Below are 24,101 nucleotides of genomic sequence, written 5' to 3'. Positions count from 1 at the left end.
ATTGTACGTGTCTCGAGTGAGCGTGTATTCGTTCCGGAAGGACATCATGATCTGGGTCTGGGGGATTGGACTTGTTGTCACAATGTTGCTGGTCATCGCATTCACGGCGATCCCGCTCGCAGCATGGTGGCAGCGCGGGGAAGCGCGACGCGCGATTCGCCTGTTTCACAAACGACGCGAGATCCTGGAAGCCAAATTCTTCGATCTCGCGCAGTCGCTCGGGAAACCTCGTGGATTGCGATGGTTGGACTGTGAGTGGTTTGATGAGACGACGTTCGCTCGAGACAAGAATTCGGGCCTACTGACCGCGTTTGTGGGGATCAACGTCCGCTTCGAAGCGATCGAAGGGGGTGACATGGAAGATGTCGCCGCAGTAACCACCGTTCGCGACGCGGTGGCCGTATTCCACTTTAATCAGGGGTCGTGGGGCACGGGCGGCAAAGCATTGTTCAACATGAATCCCAAGGACGCATTGGTGAAACTGGTGGCTCAATTCGAACCCGTGCCGATGGTGTAACCGACGAGAGCCCCATACGATGTTCGCACGTTTCCTTTGAAACATCGATCGCAATCCATGTCACTTCATTTTGATGATGACATCTCAACCCACGTTCTTCTTGATCTCGAGTTTTGGCTGATTCATGTGTGGTCTGACCGGATTTCTTAACGCGGCACAAGACCAGACGGCCGATCAGATGCGCGCCGTCGTCAGCGCGATGGCCGAGACAATTCATCACCGTGGTCCTGATGACACGGGCGTCTGGTGCGATCCGTCGGTGGGGATCGCATTGGGGTTCAAACGTCTGAGTATCGTCGATCTCTCGGAAGCCGGGCATCAGCCGATGACCTCTTCGTGCGGCCGGTTTGTGATCGCCTACAACGGTGAGATCTATAATCATGGTGAACTCCGCAACGAACTGATCTCCAAGGGCCATTCTTTTCGAGGTCACTCGGACACAGAAACGCTGGTGGAAAGTTTTGCCCAATGGGGGATCGCAGCGACGATCCAGCGCTGCATCGGCATGTTCGCCTTTGCGGTTTGGGACACAAAAGAGCAGACGCTGACACTTGGTCGCGATCGACTGGGAAAGAAGCCGCTCTATTTCTGGCACTCGGGATCGTTGGTCTTGTTCGGGTCCGAGACCAAAACCTTGCGAGCTCATTCGGCATTCAACGCCACCATTGATCGTCAGATGGTGGGCGAGTTTCTGAAACACTCCTACCTACCCACAGGGTCGATCTATAACGGCGTCGTGTGCACACAACCGGGTACGCTGACAACGATTTCATTGGGCGACAGTCAGTTTTGGTCGGGGCGTCGATTCGCCGATGTCAAACGGTTCTGGAGTCTGCGGCCGATCATCAAATCGAATCTGGGCAATCCGTTCCGAGGCACGTACGAACAGGCGATCGATCAGCTGGACGAGTTGCTTACCGACGCCGTCGGCAGTCGCATGCTGGCCGATGTCCCGCTGGGGGCGTTTCTGTCAGGTGGGATTGATTCGTCGCTGGTGGTCGCTTTGATGCAGAAGCAGTCATCGCGTCCAGTCAAAACATTCACCATCGGATTCGAGGAAGAGTCTTACAATGAAGCTCCTTTTGCCGAGCGTGTTGCCAAACATCTGAAGACCGAACACACCGAACTTTACGTGACGGCTCAGCAGGCACGCGATGTCATTCCGCTGCTGCCTAAACTGTTCGACGAACCGTTTGCGGATTCCTCTCAGATTCCAACCTATCTGGTGAGCCAGCTCGCACGTCAACGCGTGACCGTCGCCTTGTCCGGAGACGGCGGTGATGAGTTGTTCTGCGGCTATCGACGGTACTTTGAGCCGCTGGAGGGATTCTTCCGGAATCAAACGAACCATGGCAATGGATCAACGGGCGGACTGGTGTCTCGCATCGCCGCCGTCTCCAGGGCAATGCCCAGCCCTTTACGGCACCTGGCGCAAACGTTGATGGAGCGCGCTTCCAAATGGCCCGTTGGATCAGCTTCCAAAAAGCTCGCGATGGCCGCGGCATTGTTCGACGATGCGGGTCCGCACTATCGCTATTTGAGGAATTTGTCGCACTGGCAGACAGAAGATGCCGAGGCACTAGGCGTACCAATTTCCGATACGAAGGCATTGGCGACCGACCTGTCGCGTTGGCTGGATCAAACCGTAACCATGCCGAGCCAGTATCAAGAGATCTGGCAGATGTACGACACGTTGAACTATTTGCCTGGCGACATCCTGACGAAAGTTGACCGGGCGAGCATGGGTGTTTCGCTCGAAGCGCGTACGCCGCTGCTTGATCATCGCGTGGTGGAATTTGCCTGGACGTTGCCACAGGAATTCAAAGTTCACAACGGTCAGGGCAAACGCATCCTGCGGGACCTGCTTGCCAGGTATGTTCCGCGTGAGCTGTTCGAACGGCCAAAGACAGGGTTTGGTGTACCGATCGATTCCTGGTTGCGAGGCCCGCTGCGCGATTGGGCCGAAGATCTGCTGGACGAGTCGCGGCTCAAGCGTGAAGGCTTCTTGAACCCGGCGCCAATCCGACAAAAGTGGTCAGAACATTTGAAGGGACAAGCCAACTGGCAATATCACTTGTGGGATGTCCTGATGTTTCAAGCCTGGCTCGCAGAGTACGACCGGCCGCTTCATTCCCGATCAGCTGCAGACTGAAGATAGGCCTTTTCGCGGTAGGTTGCGACGACGACCAGAAAGCCAACGGAAGCGGCCAGCATCAACCCCGTGAAGAACCAATAGTAACTCGCACCAGGCAGCTTGCTGGTTCCGTCCGCGTTTGGAATGTACTCGTTCACGACAGCGGTGAGCGTATTTCCCAGTGCGACCGACAGCATGTACAACGACATCACCAGCGATTTCATTTTGTTGGGTGCCTGCGTATACGAGAATTCCAAGCAGGTGATCGAAACAAAGATCTCGGCCAGCGTCAGAAAGAAATAGGCAGCCAGTTGCCACACAATGTTGGGCCGATATCCCACCGCCGTCAGATCGGGCCAGACCTGGGCGGCGTGAGGATGAGCGTCATAAGGTGGAGCGGATTCGTCGGCCAGCACGCGTAGCAATTGAGGTTTTCTCCAATCGATCGTTGGAGCGTCGCTGTCCGCTGACGACGTGGTAACCACGAGCCGCACATACTTCGCACAGGCCGGTTCGAGAAGTTTGACGAGATATGGTGCAGATGCATTCGCTGCAAAATCCGCTGTGGCTTTCTCGGTCCAGGGCCCCTTGGGGGTGGAACCCACTTCCACACGCAGCGTGACCGGAACGCCAACTCCACCGGACGACGAGTCTCCATCGGATGCACCGGGTTCGTCGAGCTGCCAACTGACCGAACCCACACTCCACGCACGAAGTTCTCTGAGCTGGGCAATCAACTCGTGGGATTTCAACTTCGAGGTGTCGTCTTTCGCAGGTTCGATGTCGGCGTTTCGGATCAGCCGGCCACCGGTGATCTCGGATTCAATCGTGGCACTGATACCGAAGGAGATCACCGCAAGCAGGAATCCGATCGCAACCTTACGCAGTGCCGTCAAAGAGAACAGAGCATTGATTGCGGGATAGACGAGATAGGTACAGGTGGGAATCAGGACCAGGACCATGATCGGGTTGATCGCCTGAATCTGGCTGGACAGCCAATTGATGCCCAGCCAGCGTCGATCCATCGAATCGGCCTGCTCGACCCACGCCGACGCGGTCTGATCGTACAGGCACCAGAAGATCGCGACGAACAAGTAGAGTGGAATCAAACCGCTGAGCGCCTTGAGACCGTCAAGACTGAAGGTCTCGCGAATAAACGAAAAGCCGGCCGGTTTGACGTGAACAAATTTCTTACGGCCCAGCCAGAAGACAAACGTCGCAAGCAACATCAACAGACCGGGCAGACCGAACGCAATGTGAGGGCCCCAATGTGGTCCAAATTCTTCCAAAAGGACTGGGGTGAGCATCGATGACACGAAGGCCCCCAGGTTGATCGAAAAGTAGAACCAACTGTAAACCCGCGGCAGCAGGTCTCGATTTTTCTCGGTGAACTGGTCGCCGACATGGGCCGAGACGCAGGGCTTAATTCCCCCCGAACCGATCGCGATCAGCGTCAGTCCCGCGAGCAAACCAGCCCTTCCGGGAATCGCCGCCAGTGCCAGGTGCCCGAGACAGTACACGAGCGACAACCAGAAAATTGTCCGGTATTTCCCCAGTAGCCAATCGGAAAGGATGGCCCCGGCCAGTGGAAAGAAGTATGCCGAGGCCACAAACCAATGCACGGCCGCCCGCGCCTGTTCCGACGACAGGGGGTCGGGCTGGCCCATCGCATTCACCAGATACTTCGTCATGTAGACGAACAGGATCGCCTTCATTCCGTAGAAACTGAATCGTTCGGCCGCTTCATTGCCGACGATGTAAGGGATCCCCGAAGGCATCTCACGCCATGTCAGTGGCTTTTGTGCATGATCCGCGGCCTGATCCGACATGCGTAACCCTCTGCCCTGAAGTGAATTCGATGTGCGAAGCGAACTGCAGAATAGACGAATCGGCCACAGCGTACGAGCGAGAGTTCGGTTGACGGTAAGCCTGCCCGAAGCGAGTGTGATGACATGTTGAAATAACGTGGACAGGCACCTTGCGGAGCCAGCCCCCGTTATTTCAACGTCCCCTCCCGCTTAGTAACGAGGCAACGACGGAAAACCACGATCCGCATCGTCGTCGGCTCGATCACTCCTACCAGGCCTGCTGCGCGTTCCCTTTCGCATCCACGATCCAGGGTGTCCAACACAAGACGAACTTGTTGATCGTCACATCCGTTTTCTTCGGTGCGATGGTCACTTCGTCCAGCCTCAGATTCTCGGGCACGGCACCGTCCAAGAGCGCCGTTGCCTCGTCCGAGAACTGCTTGTTCAAGGCGTCGTACCGGGCCTGAATCGCCTCCACAGATTCCTCGGCAAGTGTCACATCCTGCTTGCCAGCTTCCATCCGCCCCGCAGCGCGGACCCCTGTCGCAATCTTGCCCATGTTCGTCGCCGAGATCGTCTTGCGGCCAAACACGGCTCCCAGAATCGACGTACCAACCGTCACCAATACCTGCGTCGTTTGATTCCGGGCATCCAGCTTTTCCTTCTCAACCTTCTGCATCGCCTTGCGAAGCTGTTCCTGGATCGTTGCAAGTTTTGGCCCGTACTTGGCACGCAGTTTTTCAACGGCTTGATCGCGTTGCTCTTTGACTGCGTGTGCAATCCGGACACGAAAGTCGCCTTCGGACTCGCCGGGATTCGACGTCTGCTTCAGTTCGGCGCATTTCCAAAGCGTCAACTTTTCGGTCTTGTAGACGTGATCCTTGAGTGCCGCCTGCAATTCGGTATAGGTCTTGGCGCGACTCAGTTCCCCAGGCAGGCTGGCAAAGCTTCCTTCACTATCGGGCTGTGCCTGCTGTTCGGGCTCGGCCTCGGTGCTGATCGTCGCATCATCGAACATCGTCGGGGACACCTTATCAACCGCGGGCAGGAAGACACTCATGTCTTGCAAGGAATCAATTCCCGCGGTCGCCTGCACAAACCGCACGCGCGTCGAAGCCAGGAGTCCTGGACGGTACGTCAATTTGACATCGCCCAGCAGACTGCTTTGGCGTACCACGAACGATTCTTCAATGCCGGGGGGCAGCACCGGATGCGTGCCACCTCCCGATGACCCGCCCAACAGGGCCGTCGCAGGCTTGGAGGCGGCGGGTAGCATCGCCTTCTTATCAGCCATCAGTCTGGCAATCTCGTCGCGATTGACGGGCCCACGCAGGAACGACAACGCCCAGCGACTTTGAAAGACAACCGGGTGATCTTCGTGAACGTTGTTCATCAGAAAGACTCGGTTTCCTAACCCCGCCAGAATCTTTTCCATTTTGCCGCGATCGAACTTCGCGCCCGCCGCGGCCGACGCGCCTTCCAGCCCCTCCAGCACCCGCGCCTTGTCACGTTCTGTCTGCAGCCGGCCCAGGAACCAGGTTCCCGCGTTCGAAAGCCCTTTGTAGTCCAGATCGACTGGGTTCTGCGTCGCCAGGACGATCCCGACTCCAAACGCACGGGCCTGCTTCAAAAGTGTCAGCATCGGTGTCTTCGATGGCGGGTTCGCGGTCGGCGGGAAGTAGCCGAAAATCTCGTCCATATACAGAATGGCCCGCAGGCTGGACGTCCCCGACTGGGCCCGCATCCACGTCACGACTTCGTTCAAGAGAATCGTGACAAAGAACATTCGCTCGCTGTCACTCAGATGCGCAATCGAGATGATTGTCAGGCGAGGCTTCCCTTCGGGCGTGTACATCAGCCGCTGAATATCAAGCGATTCGCCTTCCATCCACGCCTGAAATCCTGGGGACGCGATCAGGTTGTTCAGCGTCATCGCAAATGCAAATCGCTCTTTGGAAGGGTAGAAACTCTCCAAATCGACGACACCGACTCGATCAAAATTTGGCTTCTGAATCAGCCGAATCAACCCGCCCAGATCGACATCTTTTCCTTCGCGCCACGACCGATCGAGAATCGTCGAAAGCAGGATATGTTCTTTGCTTTGCAGAGGGTCCGCATTGTTTCCAAGCAGCGCCAACAGACCTGATGCGGCCGAAGCAACGCGTTCGCGCATCGATTCGCTGTTCTCGATGATCGCGGCGGGCGGTGCGGAAAACGATTTCAGAACCGTCAGCGGCAGTCCGGCATTGCTGGCCGGTGTGTAAATCGAGATATCGACGGCATCGCGATAACGCTTGATCCGCTCGGGTGGCTGCCCCCATGCGGCCAATCCGTCTTTCCAGACTTTCGCCATCTTGACCGAATAATCATCCGGCGACAGCCCGGCACGAGTCGCGTCGGCTGGATCAATCCACGGACGAAAATCAGAGGGTTGCAGATTCGGAAATGCGAGCAGCAGATTTCCCAGATCGCCCTTCGGATCGATGCAGATGGCTGGAATGCCGTCGATGGCCGCTTCTTCCAGCAGCGAAAGACACAGACCCGTTTTTCCGCTGCCGGTCATCCCCACACAGACCGCATGGGTCGTCAGATCTTTCGCATCGTAAAGCAGCAAATCATCCTGAATCTGTCGCGACTCCATGTCATAGGTCTTGCCCAGATAAAAGACACCCAGCTTTTCGTAGTCTTGCATCGCAAAGTCCTCAGGAAAACGGGGAATGATCTGCATCGACGAACGGACACGAGTTTCGCACACAATGTCTGTTCATCGGAATCTTGAACGGTTTCGTCGCAGCAAACCTCTTGATCTTCGAGTATCATCTCAAAGGTTGAGGGTTCGTTCTAGTGTCGCTTCAAACCTGAATTGACGCGTTGAAGAACTCGCTGCGAGCAGGCCACCGAGCCTGCAGGCGATGCTCGTGAACCTGTCAGCACAGAGTGGCTGGGCCACGAGGAGAACGAGGATGCGTTGCGAGTGGTTTGCGGGAATTTTGTGCTGTGCGTTCATCAGTTCAGGACTGACCGCCAGCGCGCAATTCGTACGAGATCGATTTACCACGGAAGATTCGAAACGGGTCACCGCCAGGATCGATCGGACCGTACAGCAAGCCAAAATCGACGCGCAACAGTTGATCAAAGATCGCCAATACGTGCAGGCGGTCACGCGGCTGCAATCAATTCTCGACTACCCTGAAGATTTCTTTCGGCTCGAAGATTTCCGGTCCAAAGACGACGTGCCAGCCGGCGTGAAAGGACAAACTCATCGCATCCTCGCCGGCCTTCCGGCCACCGGTCGCGCCGCATACGAACTTCATTTCGGGACAACCGCACGCGCGATCTTGAATGAAGCGGTGCCGAAAAACGATTTCGAGACAATCGCCATGGTTGCCAGCCGCTACATGATGACGGCGGCCGGCTTTGAAGCGATGCAGATTCTGTCAGCCCGTGCCTTTGACCTGAATCAGCCGCTCGAAGCGGCGATTCTGTGCGAGGCGATGCAGCATCATCCGTCGGCCCAGGGCGATGTCTCGGGACCACTCATCCTGCGCGCCGCGTTTGCCTGGCATCTGGCGGGTCAACCTACGCGTTGCTTGGCAGCACTCAAACAACTCGTCGAACTGGATTTGCCATCAGCCTGGCATTTTGGAGGGAAACAAGTTCCGGTTCTGCAGAATGAACGCGAGGCTACAGCATGGCTGGCGACACATTTCGGCCTGGCTCCGACGCAACTCGAGCTGACCGAATCCCAGTGGATGTTGCCCCGTGGCGGTCCGACCGGAAATGAATCCGCAACCGCCGCGTATCCTGCTGGGGGCGGTTCCTGGACCATTTCACCACTGGAGTACAACCGTTTTCGCCTGGAAGACGCCGCAAACCAGGCGCATCGCACGGCCTTCGATCTGTTGTCCCGGAAAATTGAGCGCCTTCTGATCGACGATAACCGTCTGGCGCTGCCGGCCTCGATGCCTCTGGTCGTCGGCGACCGCGTTGTTTATCGCACTTTGAATGATGTGACCGCGGTCAGCCTGCGTACCGGTGAGTTACTCTGGCGTTCATCGGTCACAGACGGCATGTTGACCTGGCTGTTTCAAAGCTCAGCCGCCGAAATCGATGGCACGAATCAGTCGTCGCCATTGACGTTTCCTGGATACCTGCGACAGAAACTGTTCCGCGACCATCTGACTGGCTCACTGACCAGTGATGGTCGATACGTCTACGCCATCGAAGAAGTGGATACGCAGTTCAATCCATTGCGGCCGCGCGTTCGGCCGATCAACGGAGCTCCCAACGCGATCGATCCAACGAATAAATTGGTCGCGTACGAACTCGATGGTGGTCGCCTGGTCTGGGAAGCCGGAGGGGTTCGCGGAACTCCACCGATCGAACTGTCTGGAATCTTCTTTCTCGGCCCTCCGCTTCCGTGGGATGGCCGCCTTTATTGTCTCGCAGAAGTAAAAGACGAACTGCGCCTGCTCGCGCTGGCCCCGAACGAAAAGTCGATCGAGCTTGAATGGTCACAGACATTGATCGCGGTCAACGACTGGATCGCCATTTCAAGTCGTCAGGCGGGACTCATTCCCGTGATCTCTGACAATCTGATGATCTGCCCAACCGGATGTGGCTCAGTCGTCGCCTACGATCTGCGACAGCATCAATTACGCTGGGGATACACATATGCAATGCACCGCAGCCGCCACTTGCCCGATGTGTTTGACGTCAACGTGATGCTGCTTGACGAGGAAGAGCGCTGGAACGACGGAGCTCCCGTGCTGGCTCAGGGGCGGTTGTTGATGACGCCGCGGGATTCTGCCGAGCTGCATTGTGTGGATGCCATCGACGGGACGTTGATCTGGAAGCGACCACGACAACAAGGTCTGTATCTGGCCTGTGTTTACGAAGGCTCGGTCGTCGTCGTCAGCAAATCGAGTGTGTTGGCATACTCGTTGACAGATGGGGCAGAACAGTGGACTCAACCGCTCGAAATTCCCGAGCCCAGCGGTCGCGGCGTACATATGGGTTCGCGTTACCTCCTGCCGCTCTCCACCGGTGAAATTGCATCGATCGATCTGAAGCGGGGCCGCTTGCTCGGCCGATCGCGCTTGCCTGAAGGTCGAGTCCCCGGCAACCTGGCCGTCGCGCACGGGTCATTGGTCTCGGCAGGCATCCATGAAGTCATTGGTTTCCGACCACTCGAAGAAATCGAACATCGGATTGCCACCCAGTTGGCGGCCAATCCGAAAGATGCCGAAGCTCTCGCCCTTCGAGGTGAAATGCGACTGCACCATGGCGATGACGAGGCGGCAATTCAGGATCTGCGAGAATCAGTCCGGCAACAACCCGAATCGAGAGTGAAACGCGTTTTGGCGGGCACGCTGCTGAATGTGATGAAAAAAGATCCTGCACGCCTGCTGACCGCCGCACCGGAACTGGAAACACTGACGGACGAGCCACGACAACGCGTCGAATTCCTCCGGCTGTATGCGAGCGCTCTGAAAGACAGCGGCGACTACGTCGAAGCGATGAAACAACTCTTCCGACTGGCTGATGTCGCTGAATTTCGCGACGAGATGGTCTCGGTGGCTCCAGACCACAGTGTCATGCTGTGGCAGTATATTCGTTCACAAATGTTGACGATGTACGAAGCCGCAAACATGTCGACACGCGAAAAACTCGTTCAGATCGTGGCAAAGGAATTTGAGCTTGCCACGAGTGTCCCGAAGTCTGACGACCGGCTCGCTCGGTTCGTCACAATGACGCTCGGACATCCCGCCGCCGATACCTTGCTCTTAAGTCTGGCCGAATCGAACGATCCCCTGCCGGAACGGATCGTTCGTTCGCGATTGCTGGAACGTCTCGCTCGATGCCAGACCACAGCCGTCGCGGCCGCGGCCACGGCACGACTCGCCCTCAGTGCCATGACCAGCGGATCACCTCGCGAAGCTCTGCCATGGATTGAACAACTGGCTTTGACATTCCCGAACGAGGTCTGTCTGGATGGGAAGACGGGGCAAGAACTGAGTGCCGAATGGCTGGCACGTGACGAGGTGCAACAGGCAAAACCAGTTCCCGCAGAATGGCCCGCGGGCACGATGGATGTCGAGCGAACTCGAAACCGCGTCAACGCCATGGGTTCGCAGGTGGACGTCGTCACTCACGTCGGACGCCATTTCCTCAATTGGACGTTCGAGTTTGATCCAATCAACTCCGTGCTGACAGCACGTGATCCATCGCTACACAGCGTCTGGCCATTCCAATTACCAAGCTCTCCCGATCTCGCTCGCGGGCTGGGAACTCAGATTCATATCCGTGATCGGCGAATGGCGATCGCATCGGGCTTCTCGCTGGTCGTGGTCGAGTTTCCCGAGTCACTCAACTCGCCACAATTGTTGCTCGAAAGGTCATTGCACTCGACCACCTCAACGGATCGCCGTGGTTTCGAAATGTCGCAAGACAAATATCGCCTGTTCCCGAATGGTCGACGATCGCAATCGATCCTCGACTTCCGCGGCGCTGTCGGCGTTCTACTCGGGCTTTCTGACGAGGCCGTCTTTTATCAACTCGATAAAACTCTGTTCGCGGTCGACATCGAAACGGGCCAGGTCTTATGGACACGTACGGGGCCGCAGTATGCCCGATCCGATGGAACCGTCGACCGCGTGCTGACACTTCACACTTCGACGCGCGATGCGCTGTTGCTGCGTCCGCTCGATGGATACCTGCTGCAACACCATAAGGGGACACCCGATGAAGATCCGATTTGTTTTCGCGATACACGACGGTTAAGCAAGCGAACCGAGGGCACCGATCAGTTGGTGCTCGAAATGCGTGATTTCGATGGCGACAAAATTCTCTGGCAAAATCAGTTCGCAGCGGGAACGCTGTTCAACTTGTTTAATCGCAATTTGATCGCGACGCTCGAACCATCGGGCACGTTCCACGTCATCGACTTCGACACCGGACAAACCCGACTGACGTCCAAACTTCCTGTGAATCGCCTTCACGGAGCAGGGGGTGTGATGGCGGCCCAGGCATCGGGCGGACGATACATCGTCATCGCGGGGCAGCCTTCGAGAAGAACCGAGAAACGCACCGTAAGCACACTCGATTTCGCGGCAGCGTCCGAAAACGCGTTTACCGTGGATGGAATCGCCTGCGCGATTGATGCGACTGAAGGCAAGATCGTCTGGTCTGTACCAATCGAGCAACTGGCCTATGATTTCACGCAGCCGGCTTACCTGCCGGTGCTGGTACTCGCAGCACGACATTCCGAGAACGACGTGCTGCGCCGATTCGGACACATGCCACGCGGCTCGGTGATGATCCTCGACAAACGGACAGGGCGGCTCGTGTACGAGTCACAAGAAACAACATCACCCAACTTCCGCAGCGCCCAGTTCATTCCAAAAATCGACGAACAAAAACTTGTCGTCGATTTTCTGGACTGGAACTTGGAACTGTCTTTTCCTGACGCCGACAAGTGACGGAACACCAAACCTGAAGTGACTCGTTGATGAACTTGCCGCGAGCGGGCCAATGAGGCCGCGCACGATCCACTCGAATTAGTCAGTAAAGAGTGGCGCTGACACTAACCAACCGCCTGCTTTGCCTGCGGTTTGACGGGCGACGCCACCTGAGGGAACTTCAGCGTGAAGGTGGTTCCGCTGCCGACCGCGCTCTCGACGCGGATTCGACCGCCGTGTGATTCCATCACGTCACGGGCCAGCGACAATCCTAGTCCCGTACCGCCTTGCCCCTGCTCATCCACCGTCTTCGTGGTGAAGAACGGATCGAAGATCTTTCGCAATTTGTCCGGGGCGATTCCGCTGCCCGTGTCGCGGATGCTGATTTCGGCCTGGCCTTGTTCCTGATTCGATCGCACAGTCACAGTCAGGTTGCCGCCATTCTCCATCGCCTGCCGCGCATTGATCACCAGATTCAGCAAGACCTGCTGCACCTGACCCGAGTTCACTGCCGCGTACGGATGAACATCAAACTGAGTCGTCAAGCGGATGCGATAGCGCTGCAAGTCTTTTTCGACCAGGACCAGGACATCTTCGACGAGCGGCACCAAATCCATCGCTTCGCGTCGGTCGCTCTGTTGCCGCGCGTACGAAAGCATCCCCGTCGTGATTTTCGAGGCCCGATGGCCAGCCGCCAGAATCTTGTCGAACGCCTTATCACGCGTGGCAGGATCTTTGTGCCGAACGCCCATTTTTGCGTAATTGATGACGGTCATCAGGATATTGTTGAATTCATGAGTGATCGACGAGGCCAATACCCCAATCGAACTCATTTTCTGCGCCTGCAACAGTTGCTGCTGAAGCGATTGAATCTGCTGCTGAAGCTCGGCAACTCGTGCCGCCGTTGGCAGTTCGTCAAATTCAGAAATCGTGGCTTTCATGCCGCATACCGCCTTGAATGAGCAACCCGTCGAGCTGGACGTTTTCGATCCGATCACGACATCACGAACGCCGCATCAGAGGTATTGGCCGAGCTCTGATATCCGTGCTTGTCGAGTATCGGTAGGCTGCCCGCCGTGACTGCACGCTCAAGCGGCGTCCAACGGTCGGAGGCGAGGGACAACTCCAGGCCGCTTCCGCGTGCCACAGATGCGGCACGCGGGCGGGCTGGGAAACGTTTTCCGGACCTGCGAATTATCGCAGTCAACCCAAAACTGCAGATCCTGCCGGTTCGCACTGTTCCAACGAACAATCAGCGGATCTGCGGATCGAAGTCGCCTCGGGTTGCTGTCACAGACTTACGGTAAAGCGAAGTCGAAGAGACACATCACACAGTGACTTCGCGTATTGCTTTTCCGTTCTACTTCTTCTCGGCCGGCTTTTCGTCGTGGTCGTGATGATCGTGACCGCCATCCAGGTGGTAATCGATGTGACCAAGATAGGGCTTGTCGCCGATCGTGATTCTCAAATCACCGTGCACAAAGCCTGCGTCCATCAAGGCATGGACGAGTTGATCATCTTCCAGCACGAACTTTGACGACTTTCCTTCTCCATCACCTTGTTGTGGCACCGCTTTCAGCGTCAACGCGTCTTTGCCTTCGGGTGTCACGGTCACTTCGGTCGAGGTGATGGGCTCAGCCGTCTTGGCGTCCTTACCCAGGACATACACGGTCAGGCTGTGGCTGTCGTGGTCAACCACGATCTCGCCGTGGTATTCTTCTTCGCCCAATTCGACAATCCCACCCCCGTGCGGTCCCTTTGCGCCATGGTCATGATCAGCCAAAGGGTTGGCTTGCTTCACTTCCTGCACGGACTTGAACTGCTTCGAGTTATCGCAGCCAATGGCGCCGCCAATCAGTCCCAGCGCCAATGCCACGATCAAATTGATCCGAACCATTTCACATATTCCTTCAATGATTAAAAATCACACTCTCGGAATCCCCGAATTCGAACGAGGACGAATCCGTTCACGCGCGGCAATCATAGTGATTTTCTTCGCAGCGTGAACTATTGGCATATCCACCCTGTTCTGACAGGTTCGCGAGCCTCGCCTACTGGCTCACGAACCTGCTCGTCGCGAGTTCAGCGGTTCGTCAATTTCGTTTTTCCGTTTTGAAGCGATCCATGAAGCCGCCGCGTCGATAGATCCTGCCCCTTACGCTCGAATCGAACCTACGGTCGATCTTCGTTCTCATCGCCGGCTCCGTTATGCTTTGCCGCCATACGAAAGCATGCTCGAATGAAGGAGTCATCATGGCTGTTTTGCAGTGGACCTTGCTGGCCACCCTACTCGCGTTCTTCTCGGCCGATCCTGCTGCAACGGTGATTGTAAGCGTCAACGGCACCCCTATCACCAAAGGGGACCTCGACTTCGCCGCGATGCAGCTGGGAATGACCGACGATCAGAAGATTCACGAACAACCCAAACTCATTGAACAGCTTATCGAGCGACAACTGATCCGTAAGTTCTTGTCTTCAAAGAAGATCGACCCGGTATCGGCAGAAGTTCAAGAGCAAATCGCACGTGCCGAAGAGCTTGTCCGCAAACGTGGCGAAGACCCCAAGACGTTTCTTCCCAAGATCGGCTACACCAAAACTCGACTGAAAAACGAGTTGGAACTTCCGTCGGCCTGGCGGGCCTATGTCCGCCGCACCGTAACGCCCGAACAGTTCAAGGAGTATTTCAACGACCACCATCAGGAGTTCGACGGAACACAACTGCGTGGCAGCCAAATCTTCTTGAAATTGCCGAAACCACCAACTGATTCAGACGTTGCGACAAAAACGCAGGCACTCGCCGATCTTCGACGCCAGATCTTGGACAAGACGATCTCCTTCGCAGATGCCGCCAAACAGCATTCCGAGGCCCCAACCAAAGTGCAGGGTGGTGATATCGGCTTGTTCGGCTGGCGGGGAAAACTGCCGCCAACGGTATCGAAAGCCGCATTCGATCTGAAGGTCGGAGAGTTGAGCGAACCGATCCAGTCTCCGTTCGGGATGCATTTGATCCAGGTCACTGAGCGCCATCCAGGCGATCTCAGCCTCGAAGACGTTCGTCCCATCATTTTCGACCGACTTTCACAGGATTTGTGGAAAGCGACCGTCGCCGACGAGCGCGCGACCGCGAAGATCGGACAGAAGTAATTGTCGAGTTGAATGAACTGGGGATCGCGGGAATTTCTGCCTTGTCAGCCCCCAAAGTCTATGACAGACTGAAGTCAGTGCGTTTATGTTCCGTCTTTGAAAGGGTTTGTTCCATGCGGCGACGTCTCACAATGATCCTCGCGGGAATCGCCGGACTGGTTGGCAGCGTGGTCTCGGCACAAGGAATCGTATGCCAAATCCCCGAAGACGGGTCGTGGGTCCGCTACGAAGGAACCTACTCACAGATTGAGATCCGGCCGGAAACCGCCGCAGGCAAGGTCGAAATCGACCCCTGGAAAGAACATGTGACGATCAAATCCGTCGGGAAAGAGTCGGCGGAATACCATGGGGAGCAAACCGACTGCCGCTGGATCGAGATTAAGGTGGAACGCGGACGCGTCCGTGATGGAAAGATCGATACAGGTCTGACCGGCCTGGAGATCTACAAAGTGTTGATCCCAGAAGTGGCGGTGATCAACGACAATGTCGATGCGGAAGGAGTTCCTGTCAGCTTCCTTCCCATGATCAAAGGCTATCGCAAAGTCGGAAAAGAATCCCCGAAAGTCTTAACGGAACAGGCATTGCAGCTATATCCGTTGGGAATTTTGGTGGGCTACTATCGCGAACTTGAGAAGATCGCGGAAGCGGTTGATCCAGAAGTGGGTGTCGGAGCGATCAAGGCCGATCAGTGGAAGGGTGAGATTACGATCGAGCGTCCGAATAGTCGCACGGTCCAAGAATCGACCGTCTGGAAAAGCACCGAGATTCCATTTGGCGTCGCCCGCTGGACCTCAAAGCTGATTCGTTCCGTCAAAGACGATCTGGCCCCGCGGGACACCTTCAAGCCTGTCACCGAAGTGACCACCGAAATGCTGGCTCAGGAAACAGGAACCGACGCGAGAAGCGAACTGAACGAGCCTTGATCATCATCGGTATGACTGCGACGAGTCCTAAAACATTGGGGGATTCATTCGTCATCCGTGCCACCATCGGCTCCGGTCGGGTCAACTCGTGGCGGAGAAAGTTTTCTCAATGATTCCGCCAACGGTCGCAATTGATTGACGCGGCAAACGGTCCGATACGCACAGCGGCCGGTGCAATTCAGATCCGAGTTCTCAACGACAAAACGTCCCTGGCGAATCTCGCCGGCAAGTTCAGGCAGCAGATGGTCCAAGATCGCTTCCATCCGCTGAATTTTATCCGGAGACAGCGTCCTCAACTTCTTTGTTGACAGCACTGCCTTGAAGCCGGAATCCCGCAGCGCCCAGTATCCCATCTGCAGCGGAACCGCATCGTCGGCGACAAGTCCCAGCCGCTTGATCACGAGAAGATACAGCGCCAGCTGCATCGAACGGCCCGTCACCAGATCCTGATCACGAAACGTTGGTCGCTGTCCCGTCTTGTAGTCGACGACGACATAGGCGGGTCGCCCCTCGAACGCCCCAACATCGATACGATCGATGCGGCCACGCAGTTTGACAATGTTCTCGTCCGATCCAAACTCGATCGGAGGAGCCACCACGTCAGCGGTCATCGGCGCGTCTGGCAGATTTCCAAACGCGATTTCGGGGTCGAGCGAACGAACCTCCTTCAATAGTTCGCTCGTCTCTTGTTGATAGGTGACGTGCTGCCGTGCGAACGCCAGCGACCAATCCTGCAGAATCAGTTGCTCGATCTCCAGTAAGGCTCGCTGCAACTCGGTTTCCGGAAACTTGCGACCAAGCTGTTCTTCAACCAGTTCTCGAAATCGCGCCGGTAGTCCACCTGGATCTTCGAACGCCCCTTCGGTCAGCAATCGAGCCAAGACCTCATGCAACAGGTTGCCGCGGCCCGCATGGTCAGTTCCCTCTTCAGGTGATTCAACCGCGCCAATTCTCAAAACGTTCGAAACCCAAAACTGGAAGGGACAGCGAGCGTACGCTTCCAGCTCCGTCGCGCTGAACTGATGGTGCGCGCCAAATCGCTGTTGCAGGTGCTGCAGGTTTTGTCCGGACTCCAGTCGTCCCTCGTACGCCGTAAAGCCTTGGTGATGGAATCGATGATCGGCGACATCACACGCAGCCAGCGTGTTCCAGCATGTTTGTCTCAACGAATCGAGTTCCATCGCCGAACGAAACAATCCCGCCCGGCCCTGAAGCCCTTCGACCATCGCCGCCAGCCGCAGATCCGTCTGTGTCAACACGCGTTCCGGCAGGGGCACCGGATCAAGTTGTCCTTCTTTCGACGTCGCCACCATTCCCGGCACGAATAGCGACTTCAGCGCGGTGACATACGGACTTGAAAAGACGGGCTGGCCCTTGGAATTCACGGCGGGATAGCTGAGCGTCAGACTGCGACGTGCCCGAGCCACCACGCTGTAAAAGAGGAACATTTCCTCAGAGTGATGACCTGACCGATGCCTGAGCGCGACACCGCGAGAAATGAAGTCCTGCCGCTCGGTCTCGCTGAACAGACAATCGTCGGATCGACTTTTCGGAAAGCTATTCTCAGTCAGCCCCATCAAGAATAGGTGCGGCACATCCAGGTTTCGAATCTGTTCCACACTCAGAATCCGGATGCATCCATTCGGCTCTGGAGGAGCCTTCAGCTTTTCGTGACTCAGCAAATCTCGAAACTCGGCTTGAAACTCGGCAAGCGTCAATTTCTTCGGGCGGCTCGTCCCCGCCAGCTTTTGATCCGCCTCGGCCGCAGTTCGCAAGATCCGCTGAAGCAGATCCAGGTCACGCGATTCGTTCGCCTGCAGGGCCTCGTCAAGTCCTGCCACGGGCTGATTCAGTCCCAGTTCGTCAACCACCGCGGCCAGCACGTCGGTCCAGTCGGCAAGCGTGTGCGAACGTCGAAGTCGCTCACACGAACGATGAAATCTCTGCAAGAGACCTGCGGCCAGACGCAAGGTCGTCGCATGGCGCGAGACCGCATTTTCGGCCTCTGGTTCAGGATCGGCAAGCGAGCGACCAAGCACCCGCAGGATCAGGTCACGCCCGGTGTGCAGTTGCAAATGCCGCAGTGACGCCGCAACGGCGCGAACGGCCAGGCCGTTTCTCAATTCAGGCCAGCCAGGTTGAAAGAAGGTCGAATCCAATACGCCCATCAACCGTTCGAATGGCCAGTCTTCCAGTTCGAGCTGCAAGAGCGACGAGACCGCTTTGACGATGGAACTGGACGTAAAGGGAAGCTCCGCTTCGCACCAGACGGGCAGGCCGGCCGCAGTCAGATAATCGCGCAGTCGCGGCCCGTCGTCAGAGATCGACCGCAACCCGATCACAATCTCTTGAGGTCGAACCAGCGACGCAGTCGATCGATCCCGCGCGACGCCTGGCCCATTCTTCTCTCCGCCCGCCAGCATCGTTTTGATTCGCGCCGCGACCGCTTCCCACTCGCCATTCTGGCCGGTTGCCTCAATCACTTCTAACCCGGCAGTCTCTGGTGATGGCGTGCCAAACCGCGGGTTGGAAAACAATCGATCGGCCAAGACGCGAATGGATGCTGACCAGTTCCTGCGAATCTCCGGTTGGGTCTCTGTAACCGCCGATGTCGATCCTGCATTCAACCGTTCAATCTCGAATTTGACACCATCGGGTATCTGCTCGCGAATTCGGTCAATCGCCGCGTGCGGCTTGGTAAACAGGTCGGCACGAGATGTGGGTTGCTCGTCCGGAACGGAAAGCAGGATCTGATCAATCCAACCGGCCAAGTGGCCCAGAATCTCATACTGGGTCTGCGTAAAATCTGTAAACCCATCGACGGCCAGAAAGCGAACCTGCTTGAACGGGTCGCGGCTGTTCTTTTCGATTTTGTCTCGTGCCAGCCAGAATCGACCTTCATTGTCATACCAGCATTGTTCTTCGAGATGCCGCTGATACTCGTCATAGATCAATCCTAATTCCAGATCGCGACGTGCGAACGCCGACTTGCGTTCCCGGCACGCTTCGACAAAGTCCGCGGGCCAGATTTCTTCCCGTTTTAGCTCGCTGATAAAGCTGGAAACGACATCAAGGAAACCCGTTGTCTCGGCAATCGGTTCGAAATGCCGCAGCTCGCCGCGTTCTCGCAACGAGCGGGCAATGCGACGCAGGATCAACCGTTTCATCACCGGAGAAATCGGTGTCTCGGGACTTCCCACGGCGTGCAGGATTTTCTCAGCAAACAGATCGAACGTTAGCACATTGATAGCAAAACAAGCGGCCCCATCCGAGATCACAGCGCGACGTGCAATCTCGCTCTGAATCCGCCGAGTCGGCGCCAGCCATAAGGCTGTACCTGGCTTTCGATCCACCCGGGCCTGCCTGAGCGCGGCACAATAACCCGCAAGCAACCGCTCGGTTTTGCCTGACCCCGCACATCCGGTAACAATCGTGACCTGTGACATGCGCGCGATTGTAGTTCGCAGTGATCCTTGTCGGTAGCCCCCGATCGCCGTCGCGGACTCAGGAGGCATCCAGCCGACCGACCAACCTTGAAAACTGCCGATAGACGGCAAATCTCAGACCGCAAAGCAATACGAGACTCGTCACCAGCCGCAGACTCAGTGCCCCCCACGACGAATCGGCACCGAACGACGCAGACCAAAGTTCCGGCGAGAAGGGAACAAGCGGACAGAGCCACAGCCATCCGGATTGCTGAACCACCACCAGCAGCCAGGGTGCCAGGAAGATCGCTGACACGACGCTGATCGTCGAAATCAATGCCACCGAACGCGAAGAGGCCCGCAAACCGCAGTACACTCCAAGCCAGGTAATCAACCTGGGAAGCAGGACAATTCCCACGCTGCCAGTGAACATCACCATCCACCACGGAATCGACGTTACAGGTGTGGCACGCAGCAATGACCGGTTCAAAAGACCGACTCGCACTAGCCACATTCCGATCAGCGGAAAGCTCCAAGCCAGAATCATTCGACGGGCACCGGCTAGCTTTTGATCGACGATCTCTTTGGACGAGAGCGGTGTCACTAGCAACACGTCGAGGGTTTGTTGAGCGCGCTCGGTGGGAAACAGGTTCGCCGCATAGAAGGACAATGATCCCACCGCGGAGCCCCATAGAATGATTTCCACAGTGGACCACATCAACTCGAAATCATCCCGGGACGCGCCGGATGCCAGCCCCCAATAGATGATCAGACCCAGAACCGACATGATGAAGATGACGCACCACAGCAAGGTTCGGACTCTGTAAATCAAACGATGTAGTTCACGCCATTCAACAGGTCGTTCGCCGGAGACAGTCTGTACGGCTCGACCGAGCGTCGTACCCGTGAGCGTGAGAGAATTCACTTCATCAACGGCCGCTTCTACGGCGAGCAACACCTCTGAACGATGTCGCTCTCCCGGACGACGCATCCGAACCATCAAAATCGCCGGGCCGGCCCTGACCAGCAAAAACAGCGTGCAAACTGTTGTGCAACACAACATCAACACCGGTCCAAGGCGTGGAGACCTCGTAACGACGACCGACATCACCATCACAAAGATTTGAAAAAAGATGGGGTAGTATGATGAGAGCTTCCGAAGATTCACGGTGACGACGACTTCGTCCGGTTCACCTTCAGGATCTTCGGGTGCTTCACGAGGCTCGTTGAATTTTTCTAAAAGCTGTGCACCGAGAATTAAGCCGGTCGTCAGCAACGCGCATCCATAGAGTGCGAAAATCGGCAGGATTGTCTGCTGGAGCGGCCCGGCAGGGATCAACAGCATGATCCATAAAGGGGCAAGCGACAGATAGCCCAGCAAGGCACCGTTTGTCGTATACGCCCAGCTCGAGCAAATAATGGCCCACGCCACCGAGATCTCGGCCATGCACATCAGTTTGACGATTGCATCGAGCACGTCCACGAGATCAACACCACCCATGGCATACGCAAGTGCCATCAGAGGTAGTGCCAACAATTGCAACGAAGCAATCGAGATAAAATGCGCCCCGAATTTTTCGATCACAATTGTTTGCGGTGACAGTTTCGTTGTCAGCAGCAGGTCCAGCGTTTCACGCTCTTTTTCTCCCGCCAGAGCCCCCGATGCGAGGAGCGGAACGATGGTCACCGTCACCCCGACCTGAAACCACAGCAGCCGCGTCAGCACGACGGTGCCATGCCCCAGTTGTGAAATCCCTTCCGACAGAAAGTGGAAATAAATCCACAAACCACCGCCGTACAGGGCGAGTGCAAACAATGCACGATAGACGTAAGTCCGACGCTGGTTCGATTGCTCGATCAGATCTTTCGAGAGCAGTGGCAATGACAGCCAAGAGAAGCCCGACGTGAACCAGACCATGTTGAATGCCGATCCTGAGCGTCGTTCGATCGCCGCCTAAGGACGTCCGCCCTCATTCACATACAGTTTGACATTGTGCGTCGCGCGGCCCCCCGCAAGCAGATCCGGTTTGCCGTCACCCGTGAAGTCCGCCACGATTGCATCTTCAACCGCAATGCCGCCATTGTCGATGACAGTCTTCGACCACTTACGCCCAGCGTCATCGTCACACGAGAACACATACAGGCCCGGCCCTTTGATCACTCCCGTACCTGCTTCACGATGTCCGACCAGCACTTCGTCCGTTCCATCTTCATCAAGATCGGCCGTCCAGACTGCGTGACCTTGTCGCAACGAATCTTCGATTACGATTCGCTGCAAAGGCAACTTGGGATCGGCATCCGCAACGTAGATGGCTACAGCGTTTCCATGCATTGGCTCAACCGCTGCAAGGAAACGCTGGCCGCCTTTCAACGTGCCGATCTTGATTTCGCCGGACCCGCGAAGTTCCGCCTTATCGCCGACGGCGCCAGTTCCCAGCTTCGCCTTCTCGAACGAGGAATTCCGTCGATGAATGAAACTGAGTCCCTCTTCGCTTGCGGCGATCGTGTCGAGACGTCCGTCGCCGTCCCAATCGAAGTGCGTATGCGCATGGATCCGATTGAGCGACTGATCGAGTACCGTCGCCGGCCAGCGACCCGTCTTTGGCTGCTCGGGAATCTCAAACGCCAGGATGCGTGCCCCCACCGCACCTTCCAGACTGCGGTTGAGCGGTGTGACCACCAACTGCGATTTCCCCGTCCCCAGCACATCCGAAAAACTCATTCGATGCGTACTGCGTTCGTGAGCGATCAGATGCACGGTCCACTTATCCCCTTCGTTCGGTCCGCGCGAAATCCATTGGATCGAGCCCGTATTGGCCTTGATCCAGCCCGCACCCAGCGCGAAATCCACCTTGCCATCGCCGTCGATGTCATGAGCCGCAAGGCAGACGTTGTCACGCTCGGTCTGATCCTCGAGAATGATGTGCTTTTTCCACGAGGGGGCTTCGTACCACTGCACGCGGTTTTCGCTGACGGCGACAATGTCGAGCTGGTTGTCGCCGTTGACGTCCGCCTTCGTGACTGCGTAGCAGACCTCCCCAATGTGCGGATCAATGACCCGCTCGGTGAATTTCGGACAGCCAGCCTGCGCCGAATTCATCCCCGAGACACCAAACAACCCCAACACCGCGAGCGCTAGGAAACGACGCATCGATGACCTTCCAGGCAACACGTTGAACAATACGCCTGTTGAAATCCTCATCCGGTGATTTCAACAGGCATTCAATGTGGAATGAACGAGTGGATCTTCAAACCTGAATTGACACGTGGAAGAACTTGCGGCGAGCAGGCCAACGAGCCTGCAACCGATCCTCACGAATCGACCAGGACAGAAAAGCGGTGCCACTACACTTCGGCCAGAGCCTCGGTCGCGTCACCGAACGTGCCGGGGCGGACGTTCATCTTGTCCATCATCGACAGGTACAGTCGGCACATCTGACGATTCGACTGTTCGCGATAATCCAGCACCTTGCCGGTCTTGATCTTGCCGCCGCCTTTACCAAGCATCACCACCGGCAGCTGCGTCGCGTCGTGACTTCCGGTCATCATGCTGGAACACATCATCAGCATCGAATTGTCGAGCGCCGTGCGTTCGCCTTCCTGGATCGCGTCGAGCTTACGCGCGATGTAGGCCAATTGTTCGAAGAAGAACTGATTGACCTTCAGCCAGTCCGCCGTGTCCGAGTGGGAAAGTAGGTGGTGGATCATGTAATCCACGTTCAGGTGCGGGAACCGCAATGACGAATGGTCATTGTTCAGTTTCAGCGTGCTGATGCGAGTCGTATCCGTCTGGAACCCGAGGACCATGATGTCGCACATCAGGCGCATGTGGTCGGCAATGTTCTGCGGAATTCCTTCGGCAGGACGCGGCATGTTCGGCTTGTCGAGCGTCGGTCGCCAGCCTTGCAGCTCACCTTGTTTTCCTGCCGATTCAATCCGCTCTTCAACGTCACGCACCGAATCGAGATACTCGTCCAACTTCCGCTGATCCGACGTGCTGATTTGACGGCGAATATCACGGGCATCCGCCAGGACCGCATCCAGAACGCTCTTGTCACCCTTCTGCACTTCGTCTTTGAACAGTCGGTCGAAGGCCAGTGCGGGGTACAGTTCCAGCGGCGTTGGTGTGGTCGGCGAGCTCCACGAAATGTGCGAGCTGTAGATCATCGAGTAGTTCTTGTGGACCGAGGGGTTCCCCGCTTCACAACCCAGCACCAGGCTGGGCACCTTGGTTGAACGACCGTAGGTTTGCGCCAGCAACTGATCGACGCTCGTCCCCGAATGAATCTCGCCGCCCGCAGCGAGTGGAGCGCCGGACAACAGATTGCCCGTCTGCGAGCTGTGAATGTTCCCTTTCAATGCCTGTTCGTTGTACAGACCTTTGATGAAGAGCGCCTTATCACGAAACTCGTTCAGCGGTGCCAGTACCTGGCCGAATTCCAATCCTTGAGCCGACTCTTTGGCCCAGAACTCTTTCCCGTGGTAACCGTTCCCCGAGAACAGAACCGCCAATCGCACGGGCGCTTCGCTCGATGCCGTCCGTCCTTTCGGCTGGTCACCCCAGACCCGCAACGATTCCATCCACGGCAATGCCATCGAAACGCCGACACCACGCAGGAACGTGCGACGATCAAACGGATGCGACATGGCAGATCTTTCTTGAGACATGAATGCAATTCCTCAATCTGGC

The 24,101-nt window shown here is 56.6% G+C and carries 13 protein-coding genes; 5 read left to right on the top strand and 8 right to left on the bottom strand.

Annotation, left to right across the window (positions count from 1 at the left end):
* Positions 1 to 46 precede the first annotated feature (46 nt).
* Positions 47 to 517, top strand: coding sequence for a hypothetical protein (locus tag OSO_RS0139375; protein ID WP_010588205.1), 471 nt, complete (start codon positions 47 to 49; stop codon positions 515 to 517).
* A 124-nt stretch (positions 518 to 641) separates the two neighbouring features.
* Positions 642 to 2,669 carry an asparagine synthase (glutamine-hydrolyzing) gene (gene asnB, locus OSO_RS46910; protein ID WP_010588204.1) on the top strand — a complete coding sequence of 676 codons (2,028 nt, stop codon included), beginning with the start codon at positions 642 to 644 and terminating at the stop codon, positions 2,667 to 2,669.
* On the opposite strand, the gene OSO_RS49210 is transcribed toward asnB, so the two are convergent.
* Together OSO_RS49210 and OSO_RS0139360 are read right to left on the bottom strand one after the other, a co-directional pair.
* Positions 2,645 to 4,480, bottom strand: coding sequence for a POT family MFS transporter (locus OSO_RS49210; RefSeq protein WP_010588203.1), 1,836 nt, complete (start codon positions 4,478 to 4,480; stop codon positions 2,645 to 2,647). The two genes, asnB and OSO_RS49210, sit on opposite strands and share 25 nt — an antisense overlap.
* 247 nt (positions 4,481 to 4,727) lie before the next feature.
* Positions 4,728 to 7,151, bottom strand: a complete 2,424-nt coding sequence (locus OSO_RS0139360) for an ATP-binding protein (protein ID WP_040593989.1) — start codon at positions 7,149 to 7,151, stop codon at positions 4,728 to 4,730.
* A gap of 271 nt (positions 7,152 to 7,422) precedes the next feature.
* On the opposite strand from OSO_RS0139360, the gene OSO_RS0139355 reads away from it, so the two are divergent.
* Positions 7,423 to 11,940 (top strand): BamB-related PQQ repeat family beta-propellar protein, encoded by a 4,518-nt coding sequence (locus OSO_RS0139355; RefSeq protein WP_010588201.1) that lies wholly within the window; start codon positions 7,423 to 7,425, stop codon positions 11,938 to 11,940.
* A gap of 104 nt (positions 11,941 to 12,044) precedes the next feature.
* Here OSO_RS0139355 and OSO_RS0139350 read toward each other — a convergent pair whose 3' ends face one another.
* Together OSO_RS0139350 and OSO_RS46900 are read right to left on the bottom strand one after the other, a co-directional pair.
* Entirely contained in the window at positions 12,045 to 12,860 is an 816-nt protein-coding gene (locus OSO_RS0139350) for a sensor histidine kinase (protein ID WP_010588200.1), read from the bottom strand.
* Between the two features lie 419 nt (positions 12,861 to 13,279).
* Positions 13,280 to 13,816, bottom strand: a complete 537-nt coding sequence (locus OSO_RS46900; protein WP_010588199.1) for a hypothetical protein — start codon at positions 13,814 to 13,816, stop codon at positions 13,280 to 13,282.
* 356 nt (positions 13,817 to 14,172) lie between these two features.
* Here OSO_RS46900 and OSO_RS0139335 point away from each other — a divergent pair, with 356 nt between their 5' ends.
* Complete coding sequence (locus OSO_RS0139335) at positions 14,173 to 15,063, top strand: peptidylprolyl isomerase (protein ID WP_010588198.1); 891 nt, start codon at positions 14,173 to 14,175, stop codon at positions 15,061 to 15,063.
* A gap of 113 nt (positions 15,064 to 15,176) precedes the next feature.
* Positions 15,177 to 15,986, top strand: coding sequence for a hypothetical protein (locus OSO_RS0139330; protein ID WP_157606189.1), 810 nt, complete (start codon positions 15,177 to 15,179; stop codon positions 15,984 to 15,986).
* A gap of 44 nt (positions 15,987 to 16,030) precedes the next feature.
* On the opposite strand, the gene OSO_RS0139325 is transcribed toward OSO_RS0139330, so the two are convergent.
* The 4 genes from OSO_RS0139325 to OSO_RS0139310 all read right to left on the bottom strand — a co-directional run bounded on the left by OSO_RS0139325 (position 16,031) and on the right by OSO_RS0139310 (position 24,079).
* Entirely contained in the window at positions 16,031 to 19,501 is a 3,471-nt protein-coding gene (locus OSO_RS0139325; RefSeq protein ID WP_010588196.1) for a PD-(D/E)XK nuclease family protein, read from the bottom strand.
* On the bottom strand, positions 19,491 to 21,329 hold the full coding sequence (locus OSO_RS0139320; protein ID WP_010588195.1) for an ABC transporter permease: 1,839 nt from the start codon (positions 21,327 to 21,329) through the stop codon (positions 19,491 to 19,493). The genes OSO_RS0139325 and OSO_RS0139320 overlap by 11 nt, the downstream gene beginning before the upstream one ends.
* A gap of 36 nt (positions 21,330 to 21,365) precedes the next feature.
* A complete protein-coding gene (locus tag OSO_RS0139315; RefSeq protein ID WP_010588194.1) occupies positions 21,366 to 22,562 on the bottom strand; it encodes an FG-GAP repeat domain-containing protein in 1,197 nt (398 codons plus the stop codon).
* 194 nt (positions 22,563 to 22,756) lie between these two features.
* Positions 22,757 to 24,079: a DUF1552 domain-containing protein gene (locus OSO_RS0139310; protein WP_202800041.1), complete on the bottom strand. Its 1,323-nt coding sequence runs from the start codon at positions 24,077 to 24,079 to the stop codon at positions 22,757 to 22,759.
* Between the last annotated feature and the right edge of the window lie 22 nt (positions 24,080 to 24,101).

The organism is Schlesneria paludicola DSM 18645, assembly GCF_000255655.1.
Taxonomy (GTDB): domain Bacteria; phylum Planctomycetota; class Planctomycetia; order Planctomycetales; family Planctomycetaceae; genus Schlesneria; species Schlesneria paludicola.
Note: the sequence above shows the minus strand (reverse complement) of the source record. Positions and strands in the feature narration are given on the sequence as shown.